We start from the raw sequence: 17,904 nt of genomic DNA, 5'->3' as shown, positions 1-17,904 counted from the left end.
GCAACGTGAGCGAGACGACGTCGTCGAGACAGCAACCACGGACGGACCGGGCGGCCTCGCTGGCCCGGATGTTCTACGACCGGGTGGCCGCCACACCGGACCTGGAGGCCTTCCGGTTCCCGGGCGAGGAGGGCTGGCGCTCGGTGACCTGGCGGCAGACCGGCGAGACCGTCCGGACCCTGGCCGCCGGGCTCCTGGCGCTCGGCATCCGGCCCGAGGAGCGGGTCGCGATCCTCAGCAACACCCGGGTCGAGTGGCTCCAGGCCGACCTGGCGATCATGTGCGCGGGGGCGGCGACCACGACCGTCTACCCCACGACCAGCGCCGACGACGTGGCGTTCATCCTGGCCGACAGCGGCTCGCGGGTGGTGTTCGCCGAGGACGACGTGCAGATCGCCAAGCTGCGCGAACGCCGAGACGCCCTGCCGGACCTGACCCGGGTCGTCACCTTCGACGGCCAGGCCGACGGCGGGTGGGTGCTCAGCCTGCACGACCTCGTCGCGCTCGGCGCCCGGCACCTGGTGGACCATCCGGGTGTCGTGGACGAGACCGTGGCCGCCATCGGACCGGAGCACCTGGCGACGCTCATCTACACCTCGGGGACCACCGGCCAGCCCAAGGGTGTCGAGCTGCCCCACCGCTGCTGGACCTACATCGGCAGCGCGGCGGAGAACCTCGACATCCTCTCGCCCGACGACCTGCAGTTCCTGTGGCTGCCGCTGTCCCACTCGTTCGGCAAGATGCTCGAGGCCGTCCAGCTGCAGATCGGCTTCCCGACGGCGGTCGACGGCCGCCTCGAGCGGATCGTGGAGAACCTCGCCGCCGTGCGGCCGACCTTCATGGCCGGCCCCCCGCGGATCTTCGAGAAGGTCCACGGCAAGGTCGTCCAGACGATCCAGGAGGAGGGCGGCGTCAAGCACGTGCTGTTCCGGTGGGCCTTCCGGGTCGGTGACCGGGTCGCCCGGGCCCGGATCGACGGAGTCCGGCCGTCCCGGTTGTTGACGGCGCAGCACGCGGTCGCCGACCGCCTGGTGCTCAGCAAGATCCGCGAGCGCCTCGGCGGCCGCATCCGGTTCCTGGTCTCGGGCAGCGCGGCGCTCTCGCCCGACGTCGCCCACTGGTTCCACGCCGCGGGACTGCTGGTGCTCGAGGGCTACGGCCTGACCGAGACCAGCGCCGGCACCTGCATGGTCCGCCCACAGGATCCGGTGTTCGGCTACGTCGGCAAGCCGCTGGACGACACGGAGATCCGGATCGCCTCGGACGGCGAGATCTTCGTGCGGGGACCCGGCGTGATGCGGGGCTACCACCATCTGCCCGACGCGACGGCCGAGGTGCTGAGCGAGGACGGGTGGTTCGCGACCGGCGACGTCGGCGAGCTCGATGCCCAGGGCCGGCTGCGGATCACGGACCGCAAGAAGGACCTGATCAAGACCTCCGGCGGCAAGTACATCGCGCCGCAGGCGGTCGAGATCATCTTCAAGGCCGTCTGTCCGCTGGCCAGCCAGATGATCGTGCACGCCGACGGACGCAGCTATGCCACGGCGCTGATCACCTTGGATCCCGAGGCGCTCGTGCAGTGGGGCAAGGCCGAGGGCCTGCACGACACCGACTACGAGTCGCTCGCCGCCAGCCCGCAGGTGCGCGACTACGTCCAGGCCTGCGTGGAGGAGCTCAACGGCCGGCTCAACCGGTGGGAGACCATCAAGAAGTTCCGGATCCTCGACCACGACCTCAGCGTCGAGAACGGCGAGCTGACGCCGAGCATGAAGGTCCGGCGCAAGGTGGTCGAGGCGGCCTACCGCGACCTGATCGACTCGATGTACGTGCCCGCCTGACGCGCCCGGGTCGGATGCAGAAGACCCCGTCCCAGCGAGCTGGGACGGGGTCTTCGTCGGTGTCCGAGGGGGGACTTGAACCCCCACGCCCTATACGGGCACTAGCACCTCAAGCTAGCGCGTCTGCCAATTCCGCCACCCGGACGAGTGCGGTGGAACTGTAGCAAAGGCACCGGGCAATCCTCGCATCGGGATCGGGCCCCCGGATGTCATGCTGGGACCATGGCCCAGGACCCCCCGAACGTCGCCCAGCAGGCCGGTCACGACCCCGCCGGCGAGGTCGTCGACCTGTGCCGCGAGCTGATCCGGATGGACACCTCCAACTACGGCGACCAGGAGGGCCCGGGGGAGCGCAAGGCCGCGGAGTACGTCGCCGCACTCCTCGACGAGGTCGGCATCGAGGCACGGCTCCACGAGTCGGAGCCGGGCCGCACGTCGGTGCTCGCCCGCTGGGGCGGGTCGGCCTCGGATCGGGGCGGGCTGCTGCTGCACGGGCACCTCGACGTCGTGCCGGCCGCGGCGGAGGACTGGCAGGTCGACCCGTTCTCGGGCGAGGTCAAGGACGGGTACGTCTGGGGCCGGGGCGCTGTCGACATGAAGGACTTCGACGCGATGCTGCTCTCCGTCGTCCGGGCGCGCCAGCGCGCGGGACGGGTGCCGGAGCGGCCGATCACCCTGTGCTTCACCGCCGACGAGGAGGCCGGCGGCCACCACGGCGCCCAGGTGCTCGTCGACGAGCACGCCGAGGAGCTCGAGGGGTGCACGGAGGCGGTCGGCGAGGTCGGTGGCTTCAGCGCGACCGTCCGCGGTCGCCGGGTCTACCTGATCGAGGCCGCCGAGAAGGGCATGGCGTGGATGCGGCTCACGGCCCGGGGGACCGCCGGCCACGGGTCGATGATCAACCCGGACAACGCGGTCACCCGGCTCGCCGGGGCCGTGGCGCGGATCGGCGCGTACGACTGGCCGGTGCGGCTGACCCCGACGATGCGTACGCTGCTCGCCGCCGTCGCCGAGCTGGCCGGCACCGAGGCGACCCCGGACAACGCCCCGGCTCTGATCGAGGAGTTCGGCGGTGCGGCCCGGATGCTCGGTGCGGTGATCCGCAACACCGCCAACCCGACCATGCTCGGCGCGGGCTACAAGGTCAACGTCATCCCGACCGAGGCCACCGCCCACGTCGACGGCCGGTTCCTGCCCGGCTACGAGGACGAGTTCTTCGCGACCCTCGCCGAGCTCGTGGGCGAGGGCGTCGAGATCGAGCACGTCAGCCACCAGCAGCCGTGGGAGACGCCGTACGACGGCGACCTGGTCGACGCGATGACGCGGGCGATCCTCGCCGAGGACGACGACGCCGTCGTGGCGCCGTACCTGATGAGCGCCGGCACCGACGCCAAGCACTTCCGGCGCCTCGGCCTGCGCTCCTACGGCTTCGTCCCGCTCCGGCTCCCCGACGACCTGGACTTCACCGCGCTGTTTCACGGGGTCGACGAGCGGGTGCCGGTGGACGCGCTGGAGTTCGGGGCACGGGTGTTCGACCGGTTCCTGGACGGCGCGTGACGCTCAGCCGCTGAACGCGCCGCCCGGTCCGAAGACCAGCCGGGCGAAGTGCCCGCCGATCACCTGGTGCGTCAGCGGGTCCGGGTGCAGCTGGTCGGGGAGCGGCAGCTCGGCGTGCTCGGTGGGGCCGTACAGCTCCAGGCCGTCGAGGTAGTGGAGCTGCGGGTCGTCGCCTGCGCGCTCCCGCACGATCCGGGCGAGCTCGGCGCGGATCGCCCGGATCGTGAGCTTGCCCGCGGTGGTCTCGGCCGGGTCGCCCAGGGCGACGAAGCGGACGCCGCCCCCGGTCAGGTCCGGTGCGCTGGGGCCGGGGACGTCCTCGTGGGCGGGGCAGAGGAGCGGCGAGACGACCAGCAGCGGCGTCGTCGGGTGACCCTCGCGGACCGTGTCGAGGAAGCCGTGCACGGCCGGGCCGAACGCGCGCAGCCGCATGAGGTCGTGGTTGACGAGGTTGATCCCGATCTTGAGGCTCACGAGGTCGGCCGGGGTGTCGCGCATCGTGCGCGCCACGAACGGGTCGAGCAGGGCGCTCCCGGCGAACCCGAGGTTGACCAGCTCGACCCCGCCGGCGTACGCGGCCAACGCCGGCCACGTGGTCGACGAGCTCGTGGCGCTCGAGCCCTGGCTGATCGAGCTGCCGTGGTGCAGCCAGACCCGGCGGCCGTCGTCGGCGACGGGCTCGACCGGCGCATCCGTGCGCAGCGCGACCAGCTCGGTCAGCTCGGTGTACGGCAGCCACAGCTCGACGTGCTTGGTCTCGGGCGCGAGACCGCGGAACCGCACCGTGCCCACGGCACCACGCCTCAGGTCCGTGGACGCCGTCGCCAGGTCGATCACCAGCAGGTTGCCGCCCGGCGCGGTCGCCCGGCGCTCGAGCTGCCCGTCGACCACCAGGTCGTACGCCGCTCCGGTCCCGCCCTCGAGGCCGACGTACGTCACCTTGGTCGCCACCACGTCCAGGTCGATCGCCGCGGCCCGGGTGCGGAACACCAGCCGCACGCCCGACGGCTGCGCCTGCGCCAGTGCCAGCCGGCCGTCCGTGCCCTGGGCACGCGCCCAGGCCGGCAGCCGGTGCGGCCGCAGTCCGCGCCCGGCCCGCTCGAGCTCGATCGCACCACGCACGAGGTCTGGCGTGATCGGCGTGGTGACCGGCAGCGTCATGGTCTCAGCACCCCGGGTCGGCCGGGACATGATGTGGTTTGGTCACCAACGACAACCTCCCGGCGCGAAACGCTGCGGTTGGTGACCAAACGGCACGGATTCCGACCAGCCGCCGGGGCCTCAGGCGGTCCGGACGGCGCGGATGATCTTGCGGCGCAGCACCACGCGCCGGGTGCCGTCGGCGGTGATGCGCACCCGGTCGAGCTCCCAGCCGCCGTGCTCGGCACGCTCGACGAGCATCCGGGTGACGACGTTGCGGGAGAACTCCCGCGAGAAGGTCACCTTGTCGAACTCCCACTCCACTCCTCGAGCAGGGGGTCGGCGCAGTGCACGGCTCATCGGGGCTCCCTTCCGTCGGCGGGGTCAATCGGCGGACACGTCGTCCAACGCGGCGGTGATCTCGGCAGGCAGGCTCAGCTCCTCGACACCGAGCGCGCCGCGCAGCTGCGCGGCGGTGCGGGCGCCGACGACCGGGGCGGTCACCCCGGGCCGGTCGCGCACCCAGGTGAGCGCGACCTCGAGGGCGGTCCACCCGAGCCCGTCGGCGGCCCGGGCCACCGCCTCGACGATGCCGGCCGACCGCTCGTCGAGGTAGGGGCCGACGAAGTTCGCGAAATGCGAGGAGGCCGCCCGCGAGTCCGAGGGCGTGCCCGTCCGGTACTTGCCGGTCAGCACGCCCCGGCCGAGCGGCGACCAGGGCAGCACCCCGAGCCCGAGTGCGGCCGCGGCCGGCAGCACCTCGTGCTCGACGGCGCGGTTGAGCAGGGAGTACTCCACCTGGGTGCTCGCCAGCGGGGTGCGGCCCGGGACCGCCCGCTGCCAGGTCGCCGCCTGGGCGGTCTGCCAGCCGGAGTAGTTGGAGACGCCGACGTACGACGTACGCCCGCTCTGCACGGCCGTGTCCAGCGCGGCGAGCGTCTCCTCGACGGGGGTCTCCTCGGACCAGATGTGCACCTGCCACAGGTCGACGTGGTCGACGCCGAGCCGGCGCAACGAGGCGTCGAGGGTGGCGAGCAGGTGTCCGCGGGAGGTGTTGTACTCGCGGCCGCCGCGGCGCGCGGTGATGCCGGCCTTGGTCGCGAGCACGACCTCGTCGCGCTCGACCACGTCGCCGAGCAGCGTGCCGATCAGCTCCTCGGAGGCGCCGTTGCCGTAGCCGGCGGCCGTGTCGACGAGGGTGCCGCCAGCCTCGGTGAACGCGATCAGCTGGTCGCGAGCCTCGTGCTCGTCGGTGTCACGGCCCCAGGTCATGGTCCCCAGTGCGAGGCGGGACACGGTGAGGCCGGTCGAACCGACACGCCGCTGCTGCATGGCGACAAGGTAGTCGGCCACGCCCCGCCGGTCCGCACCGGCACGCCCAGCGGACCACCCTGGAGTTCCGCCCGTAGAGTTCCCGCCGTGGTGGACTTCCTCCAGGCCGTCGTGCTCGGCCTCATCCAGGGGCTGACCGAGTTCCTCCCGATCTCCAGCAGCGCGCACCTGCGGATCTACCCGGAGCTCTTCGGGTGGGGCGACCCCGGCGCCGCGTTCACCGCCGTCATCCAGATCGGCACCGAGCTCGCGGTGCTGCTGTTCTTCCGCAAGGACATCTGGCGGATCGGCAAGGCGTGGCTGCTCTCGCTGTTCCGTCCGGAGTACCGCGGCCACCTCGACGCCCGGATGGGCTGGTTCATCATCACCGGCTCGGTGCCGATCGTCGTGCTCGGCATCCTGCTCAAGGACGTCATCGAGCGCGACTTCCGGAGCCTGTGGCTGATCGGCTGCACGCTGATCGTGCTCGGCCTGATCCTCGGCCTCGCCGACCGGGTGGGGCGCACCGACAAGACCATCAAGCAGATCTCGCTGCGCGACGCGATCCTGATGGGCCTGGCGCAGGCGCTCGCGCTGATCCCCGGCGTCTCCCGGTCGGGCGCGACCCTGTCGATGGGCCGGTTGCTCGGCTACGAGCGCGAGGCGGCCACCCGCTACGCCTTCCTGCTCGCGATCCCCGCGGTGATCGGCGCCGGGCTCTTCGAGCTCAAGGACGTGCCGAACGGCGACAACCTCTACGGCTGGGGACCGACGATCGTGGCGACCGTGGTCTCGTTCGTGGTCGGGTACGCCGCGATCGCGTGGCTGCTGCGCTACGTCACGACCCACTCGTACACGCCGTTCGTGCTCTACCGCGTGGCGCTCGGTGCCGCGACCCTGCTGCTCGTCGCGACCGGCGTGATCGCGGCCTAGCGCCCATCCGGGACTACAGCCACCCGGACTTCTTGAACAGCACCCACAGCCCGACGGCGACTGCGGCCATCAGGCCGAGGGCGAACGGGTAGCCATAGGTCCACTCGAGCTCGGGCATGTGCCGGAAGTTCATGCCGTAGATGCCGGCGATCAGCGTCGGAACGACGACCAGCGCTGCGCCTGCCGAGATCTTGCGCATGTCGTCGTTCTGCTGGACCGAGATCTGGGCCAGGTAGGCGTCGAAGGCGGTCGACAGGAGGGCGTCCAGCGAGTCCACGGTCTCCGCTGCCCGTGCCAGGTGGTCGGCGACGTCGCGGAAGAACGGGGCTGCCTGGTCCGTGACGCTCGGCACGTCGCCGCCCGCCAGCCGCACGAGCGGCTCCCGCAGCGGCAGCACCGCCCGGCGTACCTCCGCGAGCTCCCGCTTGAGCACGTAGATGCGGGCGGAGTCATGGGTGCGGTCGTCGGAGAAGACCGAGGCCTCGATCTCGTCGACGTCGACGATGAGCTCGTCGACCACGTCGAGGTACTCGTCCACGACGCGGTCGATCACCGCGTACAGCACGCCACCGGGGCCGTGGCTGAGCACCCGCCGGCTGGTCTCCAGCTCCTCGCGGGCCGAGTGCAGCTCGTTGCCCTGCCCGTGGCGGACCGTGACCACGAAGTCGTCGCCGACGAAGATCGCGATCTCGCCGGTCTCGACCGCGTCGTCCTCGTCGACGTACCAGAGCGTCTTGAGCACCAGGAAGACCATGTCGTCGAAACGCTCCAGCTTCGGTCGCTGATGCGCCTTCACGGCGTCCTCGACCGCGAGCGAGTGGAGACCGAAGACCTCCGCGACCTCGTGCACCTCGGCCGTCGACGGCTCGTGCATCCCGATCCACACGAAGTCACCGTCGCGGTCCGCCTTCGCCCGCAGCTCGCGCCAGTGCGTCCCGCCCTCGGTGCGCTTGCCGTCGCGGTACAGGGCGCAGTCGACGATCACCCGGCCACCGTAGCCCCACTACAGTCCACGCCATGGCAACCGTGATCCTCGTGCGGCACGGCCGGACGACGGCCAACGCGTCGGGCACGCTCGCCGGTCGGACCCCCGGGGTGCGGCTGGACGAGACCGGCGTGGCGCAGGCGGCTCGCGCCGGCGACCGGCTCACCGGCGTACCGCTCGCGGGCATCGTCAGCAGCCCGCTGGAACGCTGCCGGCAGACCGCCAAAGCGATCGCGAGCGCGCGCACCGAGCCGGTCCGGATCACCACCGACCGCGGCATCACCGAGTGCGACTACGGCGCCTGGCAGGGCCGGGCGCTCAAGGAGCTCGCCAAGGAGAAGCTCTGGTCGCTCGTGCAGACCCAGCCGTCGGCGGCGGTCTTCCCCGAGGGCGAGTCGATGGCGGCCATGCAGGCGCGTGCGGTCACCGCCGTACGCCGGCACGACGCCGCGGTCGAGGACGAGCACGGTCCGGGCGCGGTCTGGGTCGCGGTCAGCCACGGCGACATCATCAAGTCGGTGCTGGCCGACGCGCTCGGGATGCACCTGGACCTGTTCCAGCGGCTGCACGTCGACCCCGCGTCGATCTCGGTGGTCCGCTACACCGGCACCCGCCCCTACGTGCTCGCCACGAACACCCATGCCGGTGACCTGTCCTGGCTCGCACCGCCCCCGGCGGCCAAGAAGCGGTCCCGGACGGCCCGCACGACGGACGCCGTCGTCGGGGGCGGGGCCGGGCCTTCGGCCGGGTCCTAGGGTGTGGCTATGCCAGTCGTCCACGCATTCGACCCCCCGGAGCGGTTCGTCGCGGGCACCGTCGGCCCGCCCGGGCAGCGGACATTCTTCCTGCAGGCCCGGGCCGGCAGCCGCCTGGTGAGCGTCGCGCTGGAGAAGCAGCAGGTGCAGGCGCTGGCGGAGCGCGTCGACGAGCTCCTCGACGAGGTGATGGCCACCCAGGTGGGCAGCGACGCGGTGATCCCCGCGGTCGCGCCGCTCGGGCTCGACGACTCCGACCCGCTGGAGCAGCCGATCGAGGAGGAGTTCCGCGCCGGCACGATGACGCTCTCTTGGGACCCGACCGACGAGCGGGTGGTCATCGAGGTCTTCCCGTACACCGAGGCCGCGGTGATCACCCCCGACCAGCTCGACGAGGACTTCGAGGAGCCCGAGCCGGACGAGGTGTTCCTGGTGCGGCTGCCCGCCGGGCCCGCACGGGCGTTCGTGAAGCGCGCCGAGCAGGTCCTCGAGGCCGGACGGCCGAGCTGCCCGTTCTGCGGCAACCCGATCGACCCGGACGGGCACCTGTGCGTCCGCGCCAACGGGTTCCGGCGCCGCGATCCGTGACCGTCGACCGGGACGACCCCGGCACCCTCGGCGACCCGGGGCCCGACCTGGTCGAGGGGGAGCTGGTGCTGCACGGCCGGGTGATGCCGGCGTCCAACGCCACGTTCGTCGGTGAGATCGGCGGCATCCGGGTCGTCTACAAGCCCGTCGCCGGGGAGCGTCCGCTGTGGGACTTCCCCGACGGGACGCTCGCCGACCGGGAGCGCGCGGCGTACCTCGTGTCCGAGGCGTTCGGGTGGAACGTCGTCCCCGAGACCTGGCTGCGCGACGGGCCGCACGGCCACGGGATGGTGCAGCGTTGGCAGGAGCCCGACGACGAGCAGGTGGCGGTCACGCTGGTGCCCGAGGGCGAGGTGCCCGCCGGCTGGCGGCACGTCTTCGACGGGCTCGACGGCCACGACCGGCCGATCTCGCTGATCCACGAGGACTCCGCGCCGCTGCGCCGGATGGCGATCTACGACGTCGTGGTCAACAACGCCGACCGCAAGGGCGGCCACGTGCTGGAGATGACCGACGGTCATCGGTACGGCGTCGACCACGGGGTCACCTTCCACACCGACCCCAAGCTCCGGACCGTGCTGTGGGGGTGGCTGGGGGAGGAGCTCACGGCCGACGAGGTCGCCACGGTGCGCCGGATCGGCGACGAGGTCGGTGGTGCCCTCGGCGAGGTGCTCGCGGCCCATCTGAGCGACCCCGAGATCGAGGCGCTGCGCCGGCGCTGCCACCGGCTCGCGGACCGCGCGGTGATGCCCTCACCCCACGGCGAGTGGCCCGCGATCCCGTGGCCGCCGTTCTGAGCTGCCCCGGCCTGAGCCCGCGAAGGCCGGGACCCAGCAGCCAGGTCGAGTAGCCCCGCGACCGACGCAGGAGGTCGCGACGGGCGTATCGAGACCGAGCCTGTCTCGGATCCAGTCTGAGCCCGGCTAGGCTTCGCGGCATGCGAGCCTGGCCTTCTCCGGAGATCCCGACGCTGCCGGTGCCGGGACCGCCGGTGTCGTTGCACGACACCCCGTCGGGTGCGAAGGTCACCACCACGCCGACCGGCGCCGCGCGGCTCTACGTCTGCGGGATCACGCCGTACGACGCCACTCACCTGGGGCACGCCGCGACGTACGTCGCCTTCGACCTCCTCAACCGCGCCTGGCGCAACGCAGGGCACGACGTGACGTACGTCCAGAACGTCACCGACGTCGACGACCCGCTGCTCGAGCGCGCCGCCAAGGTGCACATCGACTGGGTCGAGCTCGCCGAGCGGGAGACCGAGCTGTTCCGTCAGGACATGGCCGCCCTCAGGGTGCTGCCGCCCGACCACTACATCGGCGCCGTCGAGTCGATCCCGCTGGTCATCGAGCTGATCCAGCGGCTCGAGGCGGCTGGGACCGTCTACCGCGTCGAGGACGACCTCTACTTCTCGGTCACCTCCGACCCGGCCTTCGGGGCGGAGTCCGGGTGGGACCGCGCCCGGATGCTCGAGGTCTACCCCGAGCGCGGTGGCGACCCGGACCGGGCCGGGAAGAAGGACCCGCTCGACTGCGTGGTCTGGCGCGGTCGCCGCGACGGAGAGCCGTCCTGGGACAGCCCCTGGGGATCGGGGCGGCCGGGATGGCACATCGAGTGCACCGCGATCGCCCAGCGCCACCTCGGCGGCGCCTTCGACGTGCAGGGCGGCGGCAGCGACCTGGTCTTCCCGCACCACGAGATGTGCGCGGGGCACGCGCAGGTCGCCGTGCCGGGCACGCCGTTCGCGCAGGTCTACAGCCACGCCGGCATGGTCGGCTACGACGGCGAGAAGATGTCGAAGTCGCGCGGCAACCTGGTGTTCGTGTCCGCGCTGCGCAACAGCGACGTCGACCCCATGGCGATCCGGCTCGCGCTGCTGCGCCACCACTTCCGCTCGGACTGGGAGTGGACCGACGACCAGCTGTGGACCGCGGTCGACGACGTCACCCGCTGGCGCCGGGCGCTCTCGCTGGGTGCCGGCGCGCCGGCCGCCCCGGTGGTCGAGGAGGTCCTCGCGGCCCTGGCCGACGACCTCGACGCTCCTCGGGCGACCGCAGCCGTGGACCGGTGGGTGGCGGCGACCCTGGGCACCGACGGCCTCGCGGACACCAGCGACCCCGACGCCGGCGTACAGATGCTGGCCGCCCTCGACGCCGCGCTCGGCCTCGCCCTCTGGCTCAGCTGACGCCGGGCCGCTCGGGGCACCGGCGTCTCCCATTCCTTCAAGACGCCCTGGGGCCCGCAGGCGGCAGGCTGATGCCATGACTGACAACGCACTTCGCCCCAAGCTGGTGGTCCCCGACGCGGACGCGGCGCTGCGCTGGTACGTCGCACACCTCGACGCCACCGAGGTCGTCCGCTACGACAGCGACGGATCGGTGATCTTCGCGGAGCTCGAGGTCTTCGGGACCGCGGTCACCCTCAAGGACGCGGACGAGTTCGATCCGGCGCCCGCCTCCTCGGGCGCGCCGGGCCCGATCCTCGACGTCGTCACCGATGATCCGGACCGCGTCGCGACCGAGATGGTCGAGCACGGCGCCGTCGAGGTCTTCCCGGTGGCCGACCAGCCCTACGGCGCACGGGGCGGCCGGGTCCGCGACCCCTTCGGTGTGCAGTGGCTGCTGCAGACGCCGGTCACGATGACACCGGAGGAGGTCAGGGCGGCCCTGGGCTGACCGGGAAATGGTGTGGTTTGGTCCCCAACGGCAGATTGGGAACGCTCCCAGCTGCGGTTGGTGACCAAACCACAACGGGAGTGGACCCGCACCAAGGCGCGGCAACGCAGCGAGCGTGGATGCCGGACGGCGGCTACGACTCGTCTTGGCGGCGCTTGAGATACCGCTCGAACTCGCGGGCGATGGCCTCGCCGGACGCCTCGGGCAGGTCGGTGGTGTCGCGGGTCTCCTCGAGGGACCGGACGTAGTCGGCGATGTCCTCGTCCTCCTCGGCGAGCTCGTCGACGCCGCGCTCCCAGGCGCGGGCGTCCTCGGGCAGGTCGCCGAGCGGGATGCTCACCTCGAGCAGGTCCTCGATCTGACCGATCAGCGCGAGTGTGGCCTTGGGGCACGGCGGCTGAGCGACGTAGTGGGGGACGGCCGCCCAGTAGGACACCGCCGGCACGTCGACCCGCATGCAGGCGTCCTGGAACACCCCGACGATGCCGGTGGGGCCCTCGTAGGTCGACTGCTCGAGTTTGAGCCGGTCGACCAGCTCGGGCTCGGTGGCGGTCCCGGTCACCGGGATGGGACGGGTGTGGGGAGTGTCGGCGAGGAGGGCGCCCAGGGTGACCACGAGCTCGCCGCCCAGGTCGTCGCAGGCCGCGAGCAGCTCGGCGCAGAACTGCCGCCAGCGCATGTTCGGCTCGATCCCGCGGATCAGGATCACGTCTCGGTCCAGATCCGGGGGAGAGGCGATCGCGATCTGGGTGCTCGGCCAGGTCAGCCGGCGGTGCCCGAGTTCGTCCGTGCCGACGACCGGTCGGTTGACCTGGAAGTCGTAGAAGTCCTCCGGGTCGACCGCGCCGACGGTACGGGCGCCCCAGACCCGGATCAGATGGTCGATCACGGACGACGCCGCGTCGGCGGCGTCGTTCCAGCCCTCGAACGCGGCGATCACGACGGGGTCCACCAGGTCCGGGACGTCCTCGAGCTCGATCACCACTCCAGCCTAGTGCCGCCTCAGAAGGCTCGAGGATTTCCCGAGGGTCGAGACGCGGTGTCACGATCTGGATGTCGGGTCCAGTTCGTGGACACGGTTCCTAGGCTGGACACACGCCGCCCTCCGGGTGGCCGAGAGGAGTCGCGTTGTCCCCGTCACCGCAGTTGCGCCCGGATCTCACCGAGGAGCTCGCCCGAGCCCTCCGCGAGCGGATCATGGTGCTCGACGGCGCGATGGGCACGGCGATCCAGCGCGACCGGCCCGACGAGGCCGGCTACCGCGGCGAGCGGTTCAAGGACTGGCCCAGCGACCTGGTCGGCAACAACGACCTGCTGACGATCACGCAGCCGGAGATCATCGCCGGCATCCACCGCGAGTACCTCCAGGCCGGCGCGGACATCATCGAGACGAACACCTTCAACGCCAACGCGGTCTCCCTGGCCGACTACGGCCTCCAGGACCTGGCCTACGAGCTGAACCTCGAGGCGGCCCGCCTGGCGCGCGGCGAGGCGGACGCGGTCGCGACCCCGGAGCGGCCCCGCTACGTCGCCGGCGCCCTCGGCCCGACCACGCGGACGGCATCGATCTCGCCGGACGTCAACGACCCCGGGGCCCGCAACGTCACCTTCGACCAACTGGTCGCGGCGTACCTCGAGGCGGCTCGCGGCCTCGTCGACGGCGGCTCCGACCTGCTCGTCATCGAGACGATCTTCGACACCCTGAACGCGAAGGCCGCGATCTTCGCGGTCGAGACGCTGTTCGAGGAGCACGGACGCCGGTGGCCGGTGATCGTGTCCGGGACCATCACCGACGCCTCCGGCCGCACCCTGTCGGGCCAGGTGACCGAGGCGTTCTGGAACTCCGTGCGCCACGCCCGGCCCCTCGCGGTCGGCCTCAACTGCGCGCTCGGCGCCAAGGAGATGCGGCCCTACATCGCCGAGATGGCGCGGATCGCGGACACGTTCGTCTCCTGCTACCCCAACGCCGGCCTCCCCAACGCCTTCGGCGAGTACGACGAGGCAGCGGAGGAGACCGCCGGGATCATCGAGGAGTTCGCCGCCGCGGGCTTCGTCAACCTCGTCGGCGGCTGCTGCGGCACCACGCCCGCCCACGTCGCCGCGATCGCGCGCGCGGTCGAGGGCAAGACGGTCCGGGAGGTGCCGGAGGTCGAACCGGCGCTCCGGCTGTCGGGTCTCGAGCCGTTCGCGGTCACCGACGACAGCCTGTTCGTCAACGTCGGCGAGCGCACCAACATCACCGGGTCCGCACGGTTCCGCAAGCTGATCAAGGACGGCGACTACGACACGGCCCTGACCGTCGCCGCCCAGCAGGTCGACAACGGCGCGCAGGTCATCGACATCAACATGGACGAGGGCATGATCGACGGCCCGGCGGCCATGGACCGCTTCACCCGGCTGATCGCCAGCGAGCCCGACATCAGCCGGGTCCCGGTGATGGTCGACTCCTCCAAGTGGGAGGTGATCGAGGCCGGGCTGAAGAACGTCCAGGGCAAGCCGATCGTGAACTCGATCTCAATGAAGGAGGGCGAGGAGGCCTTCCGTCGGCAGGCCCGGCTGTGCCGCAAGTACGGCGCCGCCGCTGTCGTGATGGCCTTCGACGAGGACGGCCAGGCCGACAACCTCGACCGGCGCAAGGCCATCTGCGAGCGCGCCTACCGGATCCTCGTCGACGAGGTCGGGTTCCCGGCCGAGGACATCATCTTCGACCCGAACGTGTTCGCGATCGCGACCGGCATCGAGGAGCACGCGTCGTACGGCCTGGACTTCATCGAGGCCACCCGATGGATCAAGCAGAACCTCCCGGGCGCGAAGGTGTCGGGCGGCATCTCCAACGTGAGCTTCTCGTTCCGCGGCAACAACCCCGTCCGTGAGGCCATCCACGCGGTCTTCCTGTACCACGCGATCGGCGCGGGGCTCGACATGGGCATCGTCAACGCCGGCGCCCTGGTGGTCTACGACCAGGTCGAGCCCGAGCTCCGCGAGCGCATCGAGGACGTCGTGCTCAACCGGCGGGCCGACGCCGCCGAGCGGCTCCTCGAGATCGCGGAGGCCCACAACGTCACCGGCGAGACGGCCGAGGCGGCCGCCGAGGAGTGGCGCGGTCTGCCGGTCGGCGAGCGGATCACGCACGCCCTGGTCAAGGGCATCGACGCGTACGTCGAGGAGGACACCGAGGAGCTCCGGCTTGAGATCGCCGGCCGCAACGGACGCCCGATCGAGGTCATCGAGGGCCCGCTCATGGACGGCATGAACGTCGTCGGCGACCTGTTCGGCGCCGGCAAGATGTTCCTGCCGCAGGTCGTGAAGTCGGCGCGGGTCATGAAGAAGGCCGTCGCCTACCTGATCCCGTTCATCGAGCAGGAGAAGCTCGACAACCCCCAGTACGCCACCGCCAAGGAGACCAACGGCACGATCGTGATGGCCACGGTCAAGGGCGACGTCCACGACATCGGCAAGAACATCGTCGGCGTCGTGCTGCAGTGCAACAACTTCGAGGTCATCGACCTCGGCGTGATGGTGCCGGCGCAGAAGATCCTGGACACCGCGGTCGAGGTCGGCGCGGACGCGGTCGGCCTGTCCGGCCTGATCACGCCGTCGCTCGACGAGATGGTCAACGTCGCCGCCGAGATGCAGCGCCGCGGGCTCGAGATCCCGCTGATGATCGGCGGGGCGACCACGTCGCGTGCCCACACCGCGGTGAAGGTCGACGGCAAGTACGACGGCCCCGTGGTCTGGGTCAAGGACGCCTCCCGGTCGGTGCCGACGCTCGCGGCCCTGCTGAGCCCGGCTCAGCGCGCTCGGCTGATGGCCGACGTGAAGGAGGACTACGACTCGCTGCGCGCCCGGCACGCGACCAAGAACGAGCGTCCGATGATCCCCCTCGAGCGGGCACGCGCCAACCGGACCCCGATCGACTGGGCGTCCTACGAGCCTCCGGCGCCACGGGTGCCCGGCATCACCGTCCTCGAGGACTACGACCTCGCCGAGCTGCGCGACTACATCGACTGGCAGCCGTTCTTCAACGCCTGGGAGCTCAAGGGGAAGTTCCCCGACATCCTCAACAGCCCCTCGACTGGCGAGACGGCGCGAGGGCTGTACGAGGACGCCCAGGCGATGCTCGACCGGATCGTCGAGGAGAAGTGGCTGAGGGCCAACGCCGTGCTCGGGTTCTTCCCCGCCAACGCGGTCGGGGACGACATCGAGGTCTACACCGACGAGTCGCGCGGCGAGGTGCTCACCACCCTGCACAACCTGCGTCAGCAGGGCGAGCACCGCGACGGCGTACCCAACCGGTCTCTCGGAGACTTCGTGGCTCCCCGGGACACCGGGCTGCCCGACCACGTCGGGGCGTTCGCGGTCACCGCGGGCCTGGGCGCGCAGGACCGGATCCTGGGGTTCAAGGAGCAGCACGACGACTACTCCGCGATCATGCTCGAGGCACTGGCAGACCGGCTCGCCGAGGCCTTCGCCGAGCGGCTCCACCAGCGGGTGCGCACCGAGCTCTGGGGGCACGCGCCCGACGAGGCGCTCGACAACGAGGCGCTGATCGCCGAGCGCTACGAGGGGATCCGTCCGGCGCCCGGCTACCCGGCCTGCCCCGAGCACACCGAGAAGCGGACCCTCTGGAGCCTGCTCGACGTCACCGCCCGCACCGGCATCGAGCTCACCGACGGGATGGCGATGTGGCCGGGCGCCGCGGTGTCCGGCTGGTACTTCAGCCACCCGCAGTCGCAGTACTTCGTGGTCGGCCGGATCGGCCGCGACCAGGTCGCCGACTACGCCGAGCGCAAGGGCTGGACGCTCGCCGAGGCCGAGCGGTGGCTGTCACCCAACCTGGGCTACGACCCCGATGACTGAGCCGGCGCTGCGCCTCACTCCGGTCGGGCTCCCGGCCGCGGTGCTGTGGGACATGGACGGCACGCTCGTCGACACCGAGCCCTACTGGATCCAGACGGAGTTCGAGATCGCCGAGCGGTACGGCGGCACCTGGAGCGACGCCCACGCACTGAACCTGATCGGCAACGACCTGATGTCGTCGGGCCGCTACATCCGCGACCAGCTGGGCATCGACGTGAGCCCCGAGCAGATCGTCGAGGAGCTGCTCGACGGGGTGGTGGCGCGGGTCGAGCACGAGGTGCCCTGGAGGCCCGGGGCCGTCGACCAGCTGGACCGGCTGCGTGCCGCCGGGCTGCCCTGCGCGCTCGTCACCTCGTCGTACGAGCGGTTCGTGGCGCCGATCCTCTCCAGGCTGCCCGCCGAGACCTTCCGCGTGATCGTCACCGGTGACGGCGTCGAGCAGGCCAAGCCGCACCCGGAGCCGTACCTGACCGCCGCGGCGGCGCTCGGCGTCGCCCCGGCCGACTGTCTGGCGATCGAGGACTCGAACGCCGGCGCCAAGTCCGCGGAGGCCGCCGGCTGCCTGGTGCTCGTCGTCGAGAACCACGTCCCGGTGCTGGCCACCGAGCGGCGGGTGTTCGCCGACACGCTCGTCGGACTGGACCTGGCCGAGGTGTGGTCGCAGCAGTGACTAGACCGTGACTAGTGAATGACTACTCGTCGAGCCGCATGGTCCTAGTACCACCGGACAATGGCGGTCCGCGCTCGCGACGTCAGAGGATAGGGACATCTCGGGGGGGAGCTGTTCCACCTGGATAGGTCCGAAAAGGTTCATCATGCTCGTCCGACGCGTTCCCGCCATCGTGCTCAGCCTCGTGCTGGGTGCAGCGGCCCTGGCCAGTGCTCCTATCGCGCTGGCGAGTGATGGCGGGAGCGCTACGGACGGCAACGACGGTCCGGTGCGCACCAAGTGCGACAACACCTCCTGGGTGCGACTCAACGTCAAGTCCATCGACAACAACGCCGACCGCTTCCAGGTGATCGGCGCGGTCTTCAGTCCCGATGACGACGTGTGGTCCTGGAAGATGCGACACAACGGCGACCTGTCGGCTCAGGGCGAGGTCAAGGCGCGAGACGACATCGACCGTTCGTTCCGGGTGAGCCGGACCATGCTCGACTTCTACGGCACCGACGACGTCGTCTTCCGTGCCGAGAACCAGCAGACTGGCGAGGTCTGCCGCATCGCAACGGGCTACTGATCCTCGGGTTGGCACCTATCCTTT

Annotated in this window: 16 protein-coding genes and 1 tRNA gene; 11 read left to right on the top strand and 6 right to left on the bottom strand. The window is 71.3% G+C overall.

Annotation, left to right across the window (positions count from 1 at the left end; all coding sequences use genetic code 11):
• Positions 1-5: 5 nt before the first annotated feature.
• Positions 6-1,838 (top strand): AMP-dependent synthetase/ligase, encoded by a 1,833-nt coding sequence (locus QQZ14_RS17265; protein WP_342395242.1) that lies wholly within the window; start codon positions 6-8, stop codon positions 1,836-1,838.
• 60 nt (positions 1,839-1,898) lie between these two features.
• On the opposite strand, the gene QQZ14_RS17260 is transcribed toward QQZ14_RS17265, so the two are convergent.
• Positions 1,899-1,983: transfer RNA gene (locus tag QQZ14_RS17260), tRNA-Leu, on the bottom strand.
• Between the two features lie 77 nt (positions 1,984-2,060).
• Here QQZ14_RS17260 and QQZ14_RS17255 point away from each other — a divergent pair.
• Positions 2,061-3,395, top strand: coding sequence for a M20/M25/M40 family metallo-hydrolase (locus QQZ14_RS17255; RefSeq protein ID WP_284535620.1), 1,335 nt, complete (start codon positions 2,061-2,063; stop codon positions 3,393-3,395).
• 3 nt (positions 3,396-3,398) lie between these two features.
• On the opposite strand, the gene QQZ14_RS17250 is transcribed toward QQZ14_RS17255, so the two are convergent.
• From QQZ14_RS17250 to QQZ14_RS17240, 3 genes are all read right to left on the bottom strand, one after another.
• Entirely contained in the window at positions 3,399-4,556 is a 1,158-nt protein-coding gene (locus QQZ14_RS17250; protein ID WP_284535619.1) for a GDSL-type esterase/lipase family protein, read from the bottom strand.
• A 120-nt stretch (positions 4,557-4,676) separates the two neighbouring features.
• Positions 4,677-4,895, bottom strand: a complete 219-nt coding sequence (locus QQZ14_RS17245; RefSeq protein ID WP_284535618.1) for a DUF5703 family protein — start codon at positions 4,893-4,895, stop codon at positions 4,677-4,679.
• Between the two features lie 24 nt (positions 4,896-4,919).
• On the bottom strand, positions 4,920-5,867 hold the full coding sequence (locus QQZ14_RS17240) for an aldo/keto reductase (RefSeq protein ID WP_284535617.1): 948 nt from the start codon (positions 5,865-5,867) through the stop codon (positions 4,920-4,922).
• Positions 5,868-5,954: 87 nt separating this feature from the next.
• On the opposite strand from QQZ14_RS17240, the gene QQZ14_RS17235 reads away from it, so the two are divergent.
• The gene (locus tag QQZ14_RS17235; protein WP_284535616.1) at positions 5,955-6,779 is read left to right on the top strand and encodes an undecaprenyl-diphosphate phosphatase; all 825 of its coding nucleotides are present in this window, start codon (positions 5,955-5,957) and stop codon (positions 6,777-6,779) included.
• A gap of 13 nt (positions 6,780-6,792) precedes the next feature.
• Here the strand turns inward: QQZ14_RS17235 and corA are convergent, their stop codons facing one another.
• Complete coding sequence (gene corA, locus QQZ14_RS17230) at positions 6,793-7,764, bottom strand: magnesium/cobalt transporter CorA (RefSeq protein WP_284535615.1); 972 nt, start codon at positions 7,762-7,764, stop codon at positions 6,793-6,795.
• A 32-nt stretch (positions 7,765-7,796) separates the two neighbouring features.
• Here corA and QQZ14_RS17225 point away from each other — a divergent pair, with 32 nt between their 5' ends.
• The 5 genes from QQZ14_RS17225 to QQZ14_RS17205 all read left to right on the top strand — a co-directional run bounded on the left by QQZ14_RS17225 (position 7,797) and on the right by QQZ14_RS17205 (position 11,782).
• Positions 7,797-8,519: a histidine phosphatase family protein gene (locus QQZ14_RS17225; RefSeq protein WP_284535614.1), complete on the top strand. Its 723-nt coding sequence runs from the start codon at positions 7,797-7,799 to the stop codon at positions 8,517-8,519.
• A gap of 9 nt (positions 8,520-8,528) precedes the next feature.
• Positions 8,529-9,107 carry a DUF3090 domain-containing protein gene (locus QQZ14_RS17220; protein ID WP_284535613.1) on the top strand — a complete coding sequence of 193 codons (579 nt, stop codon included), beginning with the start codon at positions 8,529-8,531 and terminating at the stop codon, positions 9,105-9,107.
• Positions 9,104-9,904 (top strand): SCO1664 family protein, encoded by an 801-nt coding sequence (locus tag QQZ14_RS17215; protein WP_284535612.1) that lies wholly within the window; start codon positions 9,104-9,106, stop codon positions 9,902-9,904. Before QQZ14_RS17220 ends, QQZ14_RS17215 begins: the two co-directional genes overlap by 4 nt.
• A 140-nt stretch (positions 9,905-10,044) precedes the next feature.
• Complete coding sequence (mshC, locus tag QQZ14_RS17210) at positions 10,045-11,292, top strand: cysteine--1-D-myo-inosityl 2-amino-2-deoxy-alpha-D-glucopyranoside ligase (protein WP_284535611.1); 1,248 nt, start codon at positions 10,045-10,047, stop codon at positions 11,290-11,292.
• Positions 11,293-11,368: 76 nt separating this feature from the next.
• A complete protein-coding gene (locus QQZ14_RS17205) occupies positions 11,369-11,782 on the top strand; it encodes a VOC family protein (RefSeq protein WP_284535610.1) in 414 nt (137 codons plus the stop codon).
• A 133-nt stretch (positions 11,783-11,915) separates the two neighbouring features.
• On the opposite strand, the gene QQZ14_RS17200 is transcribed toward QQZ14_RS17205, so the two are convergent.
• Positions 11,916-12,764, bottom strand: a complete 849-nt coding sequence (locus tag QQZ14_RS17200; protein ID WP_284535609.1) for a PAC2 family protein — start codon at positions 12,762-12,764, stop codon at positions 11,916-11,918.
• Between the two features lie 215 nt (positions 12,765-12,979).
• Here QQZ14_RS17200 and metH point away from each other — a divergent pair, with 215 nt between their 5' ends.
• The 3 genes from metH (at position 12,980) to QQZ14_RS17185 (ending at position 17,880) form a co-directional block, all read left to right on the top strand.
• The gene (metH, locus tag QQZ14_RS17195; protein WP_446740503.1) at positions 12,980-16,642 is read left to right on the top strand and encodes a methionine synthase; all 3,663 of its coding nucleotides are present in this window, start codon (positions 12,980-12,982) and stop codon (positions 16,640-16,642) included.
• On the top strand, positions 16,635-17,312 hold the full coding sequence (locus QQZ14_RS17190) for an HAD family hydrolase (protein ID WP_284535607.1): 678 nt from the start codon (positions 16,635-16,637) through the stop codon (positions 17,310-17,312). Before metH ends, QQZ14_RS17190 begins: the two co-directional genes overlap by 8 nt.
• A gap of 145 nt (positions 17,313-17,457) precedes the next feature.
• A complete protein-coding gene (locus QQZ14_RS17185) occupies positions 17,458-17,880 on the top strand; it encodes a hypothetical protein (RefSeq protein WP_284535606.1) in 423 nt (140 codons plus the stop codon).
• The last annotated feature ends 24 nt before the right edge of the window (positions 17,881-17,904 follow it).

The organism is Nocardioides sp. T2.26MG-1 (assembly GCF_950101795.1).
In the GTDB taxonomy this organism is placed as follows: Bacteria; Actinomycetota; Actinomycetes; order Propionibacteriales; family Nocardioidaceae; genus Nocardioides.
The sequence above is the reverse complement of the archived record's forward strand: the minus strand, read 5'-3'. Positions and strand labels throughout refer to the sequence as shown.

Bases quoted from the DNA above. Each gene is read 5' to 3' on its own strand.
- QQZ14_RS17255 (WP_284535620.1), top strand. From the start codon at position 2,061: ATGGCCCAGGACCCCCCGAACGTCGCCCAGCAGGCCGGTCACGACCCC.
- QQZ14_RS17250 (WP_284535619.1), bottom strand. From the start codon at position 4,556: ATGACGCTGCCGGTCACCACGCCGATCACGCCAGACCTCGTGCGTGGT.
- QQZ14_RS17245 (WP_284535618.1), bottom strand. From the start codon at position 4,895: ATGAGCCGTGCACTGCGCCGACCCCCTGCTCGAGGAGTGGAGTGGGAG.
- QQZ14_RS17240 (WP_284535617.1), bottom strand. From the start codon at position 5,867: ATGCAGCAGCGGCGTGTCGGTTCGACCGGCCTCACCGTGTCCCGCCTC.
- QQZ14_RS17225 (WP_284535614.1), top strand. From the start codon at position 7,797: ATGGCAACCGTGATCCTCGTGCGGCACGGCCGGACGACGGCCAACGCG.
- QQZ14_RS17220 (WP_284535613.1), top strand. From the start codon at position 8,529: ATGCCAGTCGTCCACGCATTCGACCCCCCGGAGCGGTTCGTCGCGGGC.
- mshC (WP_284535611.1), top strand. From the start codon at position 10,045: ATGCGAGCCTGGCCTTCTCCGGAGATCCCGACGCTGCCGGTGCCGGGA.
- QQZ14_RS17205 (WP_284535610.1), top strand. From the start codon at position 11,369: ATGACTGACAACGCACTTCGCCCCAAGCTGGTGGTCCCCGACGCGGAC.
- metH (WP_446740503.1), top strand. From the start codon at position 12,980: ATGGTGCTCGACGGCGCGATGGGCACGGCGATCCAGCGCGACCGGCCC.
- QQZ14_RS17190 (WP_284535607.1), top strand. From the start codon at position 16,635: ATGACTGAGCCGGCGCTGCGCCTCACTCCGGTCGGGCTCCCGGCCGCG.
- QQZ14_RS17185 (WP_284535606.1), top strand. From the start codon at position 17,458: ATGCTCGTCCGACGCGTTCCCGCCATCGTGCTCAGCCTCGTGCTGGGT.